1 protein-coding gene is annotated in these 942 nt (G+C 59.8%); it reads left to right on the forward strand.

Annotation, left to right across the window (positions count from 1 at the left end; translation table 11 throughout):
- The coding region (locus tag AC0L14_RS34750; RefSeq protein WP_473752228.1) for a hypothetical protein at positions 1-724 on the forward strand (724 nt) is incomplete at its 5' end.
- Positions 725-942: the final 218 nt, after the last annotated feature.

Consider the following 942-nt stretch of genomic DNA (forward strand, 5'->3'; position numbering starts at 1 on the left):
CAACGGCGGCTGGAATCTTCCTCCAAAGGTCTATCGGCGTCTGGGAGTCCGGGCGGGCAAGCTTGCCTCCAGGTCAGTGTTCTACGCGAAGCGATTTCAGAAGCGTCTGGAAAGAAGCGTCCAAGCGTCGATCGCCGCTGACTACCAGCTGCGGAAGGAAAGGGGGCTCGATCTCGCGCTCGCGCGCCACGTCCTCTTCAAGGTGACTGAGTACGACGTCTTCCTGAACTCTGAAATCGAGAAGCAGTTCGAAGAGACGATCTTCGTCGGGCTGGTGAGGAACGGCTACGGCCTTTGCGATTCATGGAACCGCCGAGGGGTACCGGCCATGATGGCGGGACGAGTCTACAGTCAGGTTGCCGGCAAGATGCTTGCCGAACAGGCTGCCAGAGACAACTACCTGCTTGTCAGGTTCGAGGACATGGTTGCCGACCCTCTCCGCTTTCTGGATCGTTTGTATGCGAATTTGGCGCTGCCGCGGCCGCGTGAGGACGCCTATATTCACAACCCGAAGGGTTATGGGCCCGGCCAGGAAGCCGCGGCGTCTGCCAGTCGCACCATGCGCATAGTGGATAAAAGCTATTGGGCGTCACTCCTGGCCGAGAACATTAATGCTGCTGCGATGGAGCGACTGACGAGCGAGGACCTGAAGGACTTCAACAGGTACGGCTCCGGTGTCATGGAGACCCTGTACGAGGTTCGGTGGAGCAGCCCGGGCCCCTGAATTCGCAGAGGGTGGAGCAAACGACGAGGCGAACGGTGCTAACGATGCGGGCCTGTGGCGACAGGCCCTCGCACACTGTAACTAGCGGATGGGGAATGCTCGCCGATGCGTCCGAATGAAGCCAAGCACGTTCAGACGATCTTGGCTTCGCTTCCGAGCGAAGCAATGAATCCCTGCCTGAATATCGGCTCCTCGACCGCCCACTTCCGGACGGTGGA

It is taken from the genome of Mesorhizobium sp. WSM4841, from assembly GCF_055811515.1.